Source organism: Corynebacterium sp. ACRPO, assembly GCF_022347205.1.
Classification (GTDB): domain Bacteria; phylum Actinomycetota; class Actinomycetes; order Mycobacteriales; family Mycobacteriaceae; genus Corynebacterium.
The window spans coordinates 1-676 of sequence record NZ_JAKRNE010000044.1; the positions used below are offsets into that span (position 1 = coordinate 1).

2 rRNA genes are annotated in these 676 nt (G+C 46.6%); both read left to right on the forward strand.

The window, feature by feature from the left end:
* Positions 1-104, forward strand: a 16S ribosomal RNA gene (locus MHY22_RS11505); the annotation flags it as partial.
* A gap of 455 nt (positions 105-559) precedes the next feature.
* Positions 560-676 (forward strand): 23S ribosomal RNA (locus MHY22_RS11510); the annotation flags it as partial.

The window sequence follows — 676 nt, forward strand, 5'->3', positions numbered from 1 at the left end:
GGTGGCCCAAACTTGTTAGGGAGCCGTCGAAGGTGGGATCGGCGATTGGGACGAAGTCGTAACAAGGTACCCGTACCGGAAGGTGCGGGTGGATCACCTCCTTTCTAAGGAGCTTTTATTTGTGGGTGCAGTTGCACCCTGTGGTTGGTTGAGTATGCGAGTGTCATACTGCCAACTTTTATTATTGAAAAATTGTCCGGGTGAAACACACACCTTATGAGACAGACTGAGTGTTTGAATGGCGCTTTGTGACACACGTTGTCCATGCACAGTGAAAAGTAATTGTTTGTATGTTGGTGCATTGTTGGGTGTCTGGGGCATTATCCCCCTTTTTTGTGCCTGACCATTATTCTTGTTGACACTGGTGGTGTTGGTGGAATGTGGTTGGGGTGTTGTGTGAGAACTGTATAGTGGACGCGAGCATTAAACACGCATTAAATGGATTGCTTTTGTGGTTTGTTTGTGTGTGTTTGTGTGATTTCTTTTTTCTTTAGTCAATTTTTTGTCAAGTTCACTTGTGTGGCCACCCACATGATTTTTGTTGTGTGTGGTGGTTTGTGTGTTCGTTATTAAGGGCGCATGGTGGATGCCTTGGCATGCTGAGCCGATGAAGGACGTGAAAGGCTGCGTTAAGCCTCGGGGAGTTGTCAATTGAGCGTTGATCCGAGGATGTCAA